The 8,429-nt window shown below is 67.8% G+C and carries 8 protein-coding genes; 4 read left to right on the top strand and 4 right to left on the bottom strand.

The window, feature by feature from the left end; translation table 11 throughout:
* Positions 1 to 109: 109 nt before the first annotated feature.
* On the top strand, positions 110 to 3,259 hold the full coding sequence (locus tag VGP60_RS09860) for a BTAD domain-containing putative transcriptional regulator (protein ID WP_327547612.1): 3,150 nt from the start codon (positions 110 to 112) through the stop codon (positions 3,257 to 3,259).
* Between the two features lie 4 nt (positions 3,260 to 3,263).
* Here the strand turns inward: VGP60_RS09860 and VGP60_RS09855 are convergent, their stop codons facing one another.
* The 3 genes from VGP60_RS09855 to VGP60_RS09845 are packed head-to-tail and all read right to left on the bottom strand — an operon-like array spanning position 3,264 to position 5,857.
* Positions 3,264 to 4,100: a DUF4097 family beta strand repeat-containing protein gene (locus VGP60_RS09855; RefSeq protein ID WP_327547609.1), complete on the bottom strand. Its 837-nt coding sequence runs from the start codon at positions 4,098 to 4,100 to the stop codon at positions 3,264 to 3,266.
* A gap of 57 nt (positions 4,101 to 4,157) precedes the next feature.
* The gene (locus VGP60_RS09850) at positions 4,158 to 4,922 is read right to left on the bottom strand and encodes an ABC transporter permease (RefSeq protein ID WP_327547608.1); all 765 of its coding nucleotides are present in this window, start codon (positions 4,920 to 4,922) and stop codon (positions 4,158 to 4,160) included.
* Positions 4,919 to 5,857: an ATP-binding cassette domain-containing protein gene (locus VGP60_RS09845; protein ID WP_327547607.1), complete on the bottom strand. Its 939-nt coding sequence runs from the start codon at positions 5,855 to 5,857 to the stop codon at positions 4,919 to 4,921. The genes VGP60_RS09850 and VGP60_RS09845 overlap by 4 nt, the downstream gene beginning before the upstream one ends.
* Positions 5,858 to 6,003: 146 nt before the next feature.
* Between VGP60_RS09845 and VGP60_RS09840 the strand changes: the two genes are divergently transcribed.
* Positions 6,004 to 6,501: an N-acetyltransferase gene (locus VGP60_RS09840; RefSeq protein WP_327547606.1), complete on the top strand. Its 498-nt coding sequence runs from the start codon at positions 6,004 to 6,006 to the stop codon at positions 6,499 to 6,501.
* Positions 6,502 to 6,559: 58 nt separating this feature from the next.
* Here VGP60_RS09840 and VGP60_RS09835 read toward each other — a convergent pair whose 3' ends face one another.
* On the bottom strand, positions 6,560 to 7,210 hold the full coding sequence (locus VGP60_RS09835; protein WP_327547605.1) for a hypothetical protein: 651 nt from the start codon (positions 7,208 to 7,210) through the stop codon (positions 6,560 to 6,562).
* Positions 7,211 to 7,487: 277 nt separating this feature from the next.
* On the opposite strand from VGP60_RS09835, the gene VGP60_RS09830 reads away from it, so the two are divergent.
* On the top strand, positions 7,488 to 8,099 hold the full coding sequence (locus VGP60_RS09830; protein WP_327547611.1) for a dihydrofolate reductase family protein: 612 nt from the start codon (positions 7,488 to 7,490) through the stop codon (positions 8,097 to 8,099).
* A gap of 53 nt (positions 8,100 to 8,152) precedes the next feature.
* A partial coding sequence (locus VGP60_RS09825; protein WP_327547610.1) for a YciI family protein occupies positions 8,153 to 8,429 on the top strand: 277 nt, incomplete at its 3' end.

Below are 8,429 nucleotides of genomic sequence, written 5' to 3'. Positions count from 1 at the left end.
GAGTGGCAACAAGTGTTAGAACACTTGTAGACACTCACGACCCCACGCGGCCTTGGCCTGTACCGACGCTCTCAGTGGCCTGCCCATCGGCCATGGCAAGATCAGCCAGGTGCAGATCGGGATGCTGGGGCCATTCGAGGTTCGCACGGACGACGGCGTCTTCGCCGACGTGCCGGGTGCCCGGTTGCGCGGGCTGTTGATCGCCCTCGCGCTCGAACCAGGTCACGTAGTCCCGAAGGCAAGGCTTGTCGACTGGATCTGGGGCGAGCACCCTCCCTCCGACGCGGCGAATGCCTTGCAACGCTTGGTTTCCCGGCTGCGGAAGGTACTGCCGGAAGGGTCGGTCGAGGGGCAGCCGAACGGTTACCGGTTGACGGTGGAACCCGACGCTGTCGACGCCGTGCGGTTCGAACGCCTCGTCGGTCAGGCTCGCAGTGAGGAAGATCCAGGGCGGGTACGGCTGCTGCGTGAGGCCCTCGTGTTGTGGCGCGGTGCGGCCATGCAGGACATCGGTTTGCAGGATGGTGCGGCGTTCGACGCGGCGGTCACCCGGCTCGAGGGGTTACGCCTGACCGCGATCGAGGATCGGTTCGACGCGGCGGTCAGCCTCGGCCACGGTGGTGACCTGGTCCCGGAACTGACCGACTTGGTGGCCGCGCATCCGATGCGAGAACGGCTTGTCGCGGCGCTGATGCGTTCCCTTGTCGCGGCCGGGCGCGACACCGAGGCGCTGCTCGTGTACGAGCGCACGCGAGAAGCCCTTGCCGACGCACTGGGCGTCGACCCCTCACCGGAGCTGTCCGCATTGCACGTCGCGCTGCTGCGGGGCGAGTTGGGACGGCGGGAGTCGGTGCGGCGGCAAGAGAGCCGGAAGACCAACCTGCGTGCCGAGCTCACCAGCTTCGTCGGCAAGGACGCCGATGTCGCGGTGGTCCGCGAACTCATCGCCGAACATCGGCTCACCACCCTGATCGGGCCGGGCGGCTCGGGGAAGACCAGGCTGGCCACGGAGACCGCGCGCACGCTGCTCGACGACCTGCCCGACGGGGCCTGGCTGGTGGAGCTCGCGGCCATCGGCGCCGACGGTGATGTGGCGCAGTCGACGCTCGCCGGGCTCGGCCTCCGGGATGCGCTGCTCGGCGAGGCACCGCACGCGGAGCTGACAGACCGGGTCATCGCCGCGATCCGCGAGCGGGAGGCGCTGCTGATTCTGGACAACTGTGAGCACGTGATCGAGTCGGCGGCGGTGTTCGCCCATCGAGTGCTCGGGGAGTGCCGGCGGCTGCGGATCCTGGCGACGAGCAGGGAACCGCTCGGCATCACCGGTGAGGCGCTGTGGCTGGTCGAGCCGCTGGCCGTGCCGGAAGGCGACGCCGGCCCCGGCGAGATCGAGTCCTCTCCGGCCGTCCAGTTGCTGCGGGACCGGGCGGGCGCGGTACGCAAGGATCTCGCGGCCGACGCCCACGTGTTGCCGACGATGGTGCGCGTCTGCCGGGCGCTCGACGGGATGCCACTGGCGATCGAACTGGCCGCGGCCAGTTTGCGCACCATGTCCATCGATCAGCTCGCCCACCGGCTCGACGACCGCTTCCGTCTGCTGACCAGCGGTAGCCGTACCGCGTTGCCGCGGCACAAGACGCTGCGCGCGGTGGTCGACTGGAGCTGGGAGTTGCTCACCGACGCCGAACGGATGGTGCTGCGCAGGCTCTCGGTGTTCTCGGGCGGGGCGAGCCAGGAAGCGGCCGAGCGGGTCTGTGCCGGTGATGCGGTCGAGGCGGGGCAGGTGCTCGAATTGCTCACCGCGCTGGCCGAGAAATCGCTGCTGCTCGCCGACGGCGACGGCACTCCGCGCTACCGGATGCTCGGCACCATCAAGGAATACGCCGGGCACCGGCTCGCGGAGTCGGGGGAATCGGACCTGGCGCGCCAGGCGCATCTCGCCTACTTCACCGAACTCGCCGAGACCGCGGAGCCACATCTTCGCCGCGCCGAGCAACTGGAATGGCTCGCCGTGCTCGCGGCCGAGCACGACAACATCGGTGCGGCGATGCGCGGTGCGCTCGCGGCCGGCGGGGCGCACGCGGCGATGCGGCTCGCGGCGGGTGCCGGCTGGTACTGGTGGCTCGGCGGGCACAAGGCGGAGGGCAACGAGCTGATCATGGCGGCCACCACCATGCCCGGCGAGGTGCCCGATGAGATCCGGGTGTGGGTGTACGCCCTCCTCGTGACGTTCGTGAGCTCCGGACTGGGCGACGAGCACCAGGCGGCGGAGTGGATCCACAAGGCATACGAGTTCGGCCGGCGCAGTCAGTTCCGCAACCCGCTGCTGGGGTTGGTCACCCCGCTGGAACGCATGTTGCGGGAGCCGGACGCGGCGCTGTCCGCGTGGGAAGCATCGCTGGACAGCGAGGACCCCTGGGTACGCGCGATGGCCCGGCTGCACCTCGGCAAGATGCGGATCGGGCTCGGCCAGGGCGGGCGGGACGCGGACGCGTACCTCGAGACGGCGCTCGCCGAGTTCCGCGCGATCGGCGAGCGGTTCGGGATTTCGTTCGCCCTGACCGAGCTGGCGGACCGCATCGCCACGCACGGCGAGTTCGCCCGTGCGTGCGAGCACTACGAACAAGCGATCGCGGTCGTCACCGAAGTCGGTGCCATCGACGATGTCATCCGGATGCGGTCGCGACAGGCTCAGCTGTACTGGCTGCTGGGCGACAAGGACTCCAGCGCGGCCGCCATAGCCGAGGCCGAGCGGTGCGCGGAACGGGTCACCTGGCCGGATGCGCTGGCCATGCTGGCCCTCTCGAAGGCGGAACTCGCTCGGTGGAGCGGCGACGCCGATGAGGCGTACAAACAACTCGGCGTCGCGACATCCGTGTGGGGCGACGAAGCGGAGCAGGCGGGCATCCGCGCCAAAACACACGAGCTGCTGGGCTACCTCGCCGACGATCTCGATGACGCCGAGTACCTCACCGCGGCCTGCCAGGCGGCGGGCGAGGTGGGGTACGCGCCCCTGATCGCGCAGGTCCTCGTCGGCGTCGCGGACCTGGCACTGCGCCGCGACCAGTACGAGCAGGCCGCACGGCTGCTCGCGGCGAGCACCGCCGTGCGCGGACTGCCGGATCGTGCCAACCCGGACCTGGCCCGGATCGAGCGGGCAGCGCGAAGCCGCCTCGGCGAAACGCGGTTCGCGGAGGCGGCTCGGGAGGGCACGGAGACGAGCTGGAGTGAGCTGGTCGCGGTCACGCTCGCTTCTTGAGGGGTCAGCTCGCCGCGCGTTGAATGATGATGTCGCTGTACCGCGTGCGGGCGTGGACCGTGACCTTGTTGTCGAACGTGCCGGGGTTTTCCTGCGACGGAACGGAGTTGCGCACCGAGCCGCGCTTGCTGCTGGCGTCCACCCTGGCAGCGGTGCCCTCGCCGATGCCGACTTCGATGTTTCCCGAGCGGTTCACCAGCTCCGCCTGACCGCGTGTCAACCGGCCGATCCGAATGGCGCCGTCGCCTGTCTTGGCGGTGACGCTGCCGTCGGCGCGGTCGATGTCGAAACCGCCGCTGCCACTGCTGAGATCGAGGTCGGCCGAGGCGTGGCCGATCCAGGTCTGGCCGCCCGAGCTCGAGAGCCCGACAATGCCTTTGACCTCGTTGATCCGCACTGCGACCACGCTGCCTTCGATGTCGGCGCGCCCGGCGATATGGCCGATCGCGACCTCACCGGCCGCGATGTTCGCCTGCAGCGCGTTGATGCGATCGAGCTGGACCCGACTCGACGCCGTGTGCAGCTCGCACTCGCCAAAGGAGCCGTCGGCGTGAACGCTTGAGTGCGCCAGGTACGCGACCAGGCTGGAGCCGGCGGGCAGGTCGATCGTGATGGCGACCGAACCGTTCTTGTCCCCGGAGACGGTCGTTTTGACCGATAGCCGGCCGCCGGCGAAGTCGACCTTGGTCTTGTCGGCCACCTTGACGTCCGGCTGGCTCGCCTTGTTGACGGGTTCGACCAGCACCACGGTGTCGGTCCGGTCGCTCGCGGTGAACCGCACCTGAGCACCGGCGACCTGCACGGTGGCGGCGATGGGCCCTGGCGTGGCGAATGTAGGCATGACAACACTCCTCTTGTCTCGTACTTGGTCTGTTGGCGGGCGGATCAGCTCGGGAGATCAGGCTCGCTTCTTGAACGTGGAACGCGCCCACAGGTACCCGACGAGGGCGATGCCGACGCACCAGGCGATGGCGGCGATCGCGTCTCCGGTGTCCGGGACGCCGTCGAGCAACCCGCGCATGGTTTCGATGATCGGGGTGAAGGGCTGGTACTCCGCGAACTGCCGGAGGCCCGGCCCCATCTTCTCCGCCGGTACGATCGCGCTGCTGAAGAACGGCAGCATGACCAGCGGCACGGAGGCCAGACCCGCCGTTTCCGGGGACTTCGCCGCCAATCCCAAGGCGATCGTGAGCCAGCCGGTCGCGAAACCGAGCAGCACGACGATGCCGGCCACGCCGAGCCAGTCGAGGAAACTCGCCGCCGGGCTGAAGCCCAGCAGGAAGGCCACCCCGATGAGGGCCACGATGGCGATCAGATTGGTCAGCACGCTGGCGACGACGTGACCGGTCAACACCGCGCCACGGGAGACGTCCATGACCTTGAACCGGTTGATGATGCCCTTCATCATGTCGGAGTTCACCGACGTCGCGGTGGCCCCCAGTCCATAACAGACGGCCAGCAGCATCAGTCCCGGCGTCGCGTAGTCGATGTAGTCGACACCGACGTTGAAAGCGTCTCCGAACATGTACACGAACATCAACATGATGATGATCGGCATCAGGACCGCGTTGAACACCGAAGTCGGGTTCCGGGCGATGTGTTTGAAGTTGCGGCGCAACATGACCATCGAATGGGACTTGGCGCTCATGGTTTTGGTGTTCATTGCACGGCCTCCGTGGTGTGGCCCGTCAGGGCGAGGAAAACGTCGTCGAGGTCGGGGGTGTGCACGGAGAACTCTTCGGCGCTGAGTGAGTGCTCATCGAGCCTGTCCAGCAGGGCTCGCAGCGATTTCGTCCCGCCGTCGCTGGGAACCCGCAGCGCCAATGCCTCGTCGTCCCGCGTGGAGTCGGTGAAGAGACCCGCGGCCGCGTCGAGTTCCGGGACGGTGGTGAACCGGAGCCGGACGTGGGTCCCGGGGAGCTGGCGTTTGAGGTCGTCGGGAGTGCCCTGGGCGACCAGGCGGCCCTGGTCGAGCACCGCGATCCGGTCGGCGAGCTGATCGGCTTCCTCAAGGTATTGGGTGGTAAGGAAAATGGTCACACCATCGGCCACCAGCTCACGGATGATCGACCACATCGTGCGACGGCTGCGCGGGTCCAGTCCCGTCGTCGGCTCGTCCAGGAAAATGATCCGCGGGTTGCCGACCAGCGTCATCGCCAGATCGAGCTTCCGACGCATACCCCCGGAATAGGTCGACGCGGGCTTCTTCGCCGACTCCACCAGATCGAAGCGTTCCAGCAGCCCTGTGACGATCCGCTTGCCACCGCCGGAGGCCGCCCGGTTGAGATCCACCATCAGCTGCAGGTTCTCTTGCCCCGTCAGCAGCTCATCCACGGCCGCGAACTGTCCGGTGACCCCGATCGCCGCGCGCACCGACTTGGTCTCGGTCGCGACATCGTGGCCGGCGACACGAACCGTCCCGCCGTCGGCCTTCATCAACGTGGTCAGCACGTTCACTGTCGTCGTCTTGCCCGCGCCATTTGGGCCGAGCAGGGAAAAGACCGTGCCCGCAGGAACATCCAGATCGATACCGTCGAGGACGATCTTGTCCCCGAATGCCTTTCGCAGCCCTGAAACCGCAATCGCTGTGCTTGTCATGTGACCACCATCGGCGCCACGTCTGACATGCTCCCGCCACGGCCCTGACATGACCACTGACACGGCGTTCTACCTCGCTACGCCAGTTCAAGGACAACTGCGCCGCCTGGATCATCCCGCGCCGACCGGCTGTAGCCTCGGCCCTTATGAGCTGGCTGCCTGACGACTTCGTCCACCCTGTCTACGTGCCCGTGACTGGCACCGCGCTTCACCTGCGGCCGATCCTGGAGGCGGACACCACGCTCGACTACCCCGCCGTGATGGGCTCCCGAGAGCGCTTGTGGGAGATCTTCGGTCCGGCCTGGGCTTGGCCCAAAGCGACGATGACCTTTGAAGAGGACCGCGTCGACTTGCTGCGGCACGAGAAAGAGATAGCCGCGCACCAGTCGTTCAACTACGCGCTGCTGGACGAGGAGGAGACGGCGATCCTCGGCTGCGTCTACCTCGACCCGCCCGAGCGCACCGGCTCCGACGGCGAGGTCTGCTGGTGGGTGGTGGACGACCTCGTCGGCGGCGAGGTGGAGCGCGCGCTCGACGCGCTCGTGCCGCAGTGGATCACCGCCGACTGGCCCTTCCAGCAGCCCCGTTATCTGGGCCGAGACATCACCTGGCAGGACTGGCTCGCGCTGCCGCGCGCTTCCTGACACCCCCGAGGCGGCGCCTGGATCGTGTCTCTGGAAGTCGGTCCGATCCAGCGCCGCCTCAGCGGTTCTCGTTCAGCCACCAGGTGGCCTTGCCGATCGGATCGCGTCCGCTGCCGCCGCTGAGCTTCTCCGAGTGCCGGCGCAGGGCTTCCTCCGCCTGGGCCTCGGTCCGGCCGATCCGGTCGGCCGCGATCTCCAGATGGGCCGCGCTCTCCCTGACCTCCCAGGCAAGGTCGATCATGAGGTTCTCGGCCAGCGACACCAGCGCGGACCACGCCTGATAGGGCCCGTCCGTGGTGTCCGACGCGCCGATCTCAGTCGGCCGATACCACGCTTCGGAGCGCATGGAGCCGAATGAGATCCCGTCCGACGCCGCGTTGAGCTGTCGCGCGATCTGGGGCAACGTGTCGGTGGCGAGGAAGCGCAGGTCGTCCAGATCGACCTTCATCCCGCCGATCTTCGTCTCCCCGAGCAGTTTCGGCGTCGGCATGTCGAAGGACCCGGACCGGCTGGTGACCGCTCCCATCGCGTCCTTGATCTTGCCCTCGATCTCGTCCTCGCAGCCCCTGATCGCCTGCGCCAGCTTCTTCAGCCCCTCCTGCGCCTTCCCGACCACGTTCTCCGGCGTGCCACCGGCGAACTCGACCGTCGGCTTGCCGGGCTCGTCGCCGGCCGTGATCAGCGCGACCGACGCGTCGCAGGTGACCATCAAGAAGATCGCCGGGGGCCTCCAGGAGCCAATGGGCCTCAAGTACGTCGACGGCACGATCTACGTGTCCGAGAAGCACCAGCTGACCGCGCTCGTCGACACCACCGGCGACGAGGTCGCCGCCGCGAAACTGTCGTGCTGTCGGATCGCTGACGACCGGCGTCCCGGAAAGTTCTTCAAAGAAATCCGGGAGGCGGTGTCGGATCGGGGCGGTGGTGTTCGTAGCAGGGGTGAGGCCGCCCGCAAGGGGCGGCGCCAAGGTAAAGGAACCGCGATCATGAAGCTGACGACCATTACTCAGGTCACCCTCGATGGAGTGGTGCAGGGCAACGGCGGCGCGTCGGATGAGGACCGCAGGAACGGATTCGAGCGCGGCGGATGGGCCCTGGGGAAGGGCGACGACGAGACCAGGGCGTTCATCAACCAGACCTACCAGCGCGCCGACGCGTTCCTGCTCGGCCGGCGGACCTACGAGCTGTTTGCCGGCTCCTGGGGAGCGATCGAAGCGATGCGTGCCCACCCTGTCGGCGTGGCGTTGGAGGAGAAGCCAAAGTACGTCGCCTCGGCTACCCTCACCGATCCGGCGTGGTCGGGCACCACCGTCCTGCCCGGCGACCTCGCGACCGCCGTCGCCGACCTGAAGGCCAAGCCGGGGGGTGAGCTGCAGGTACACGGCAGTGGCACCCTGACCCGGTGGCTGCTGGAGAACGATCTGGTCGACGAGATGACACTGATCGTGGTCCCGATGATTCTCGGCCAGGGCGCACGGTTGTTCCCGGACGCCGGCCCGGATCTCGCGCTCGACCTGGTCGAGTCGCGAGTCGACTCGAAAGGCGTGACGATCCAGGTCTACCGGCCGGCCGGGCGCCCGCAGTATGCAACGGCTTGAAGTCCCTGACCGGTACACCACGCTGTCTTGACACCACAGGAGATGATCTTCAGATGCAGTACCTGGTTTCCGTGATCGATGACAAGAGCAATCCCGGCAGCACGGACAGGCAGCCTGCCATCAGCGAATTCAACGAACGACTGATCGCCGAGGGCTACTGGGTTTTCGCGGGCGGACTCGCAGACACCCACGCGGCCACGGTCATCGACAACCGGGGCGAGCAGGCGGTGTTCAGCGACGGGCCTTTCGTGGAGTCGAAGGAGTACCTTGCCGGCGTCTGGGTGTGGGAGGCCCCCGATCTGGATGTGGCGCTCAAGCTCGCCACCGAGG

It is taken from the genome of Amycolatopsis sp., from assembly GCF_036008905.1.
GTDB lineage: Bacteria > Actinomycetota > Actinomycetes > Mycobacteriales > Pseudonocardiaceae > Amycolatopsis.
This window is presented reverse-complemented; position numbering and strand designations above follow the sequence as displayed.